Source organism: Photobacterium sp. R1 (assembly GCF_054600795.1).
The window spans coordinates 1-248 of record NZ_BAAHZP010000823.1 but is presented as its reverse complement, the minus strand read 5'-3'; the positions used below and the strand labels follow the sequence as shown (position 1 = coordinate 248).

The window sequence follows — 248 nt, the reverse complement described above, 5'->3', positions numbered from 1 at the left end:
ATACACATGACTGGAGACAAGAAAATCACCACACGAATAGCAAAAAGAACAGTCAGTATCCAGGATAAAAAATAGGAGTCAGGGCTTCTGCCGCTCAGCCCGAGAAAACGATCTTTTGAGCTTACCTGCTGGGTCAGTGCGTCCAGATCCACATCTGAAAGCAGTGCATGAAATTTGTGCACATAGTCGCGGGTTTCCTTAGGTAACGTCAGGGCAGTGAACTGGCGGCTGTTAGCTTTTTTCATGGC

At 47.2% G+C, this 248-nt stretch carries 1 pseudogene; it reads right to left on the bottom strand.

What is annotated here, in order from left to right:
• Window positions 1-248, bottom strand: a pseudogene (locus ACYP03_RS27370) (lytic transglycosylase domain-containing protein); the annotation flags it as partial.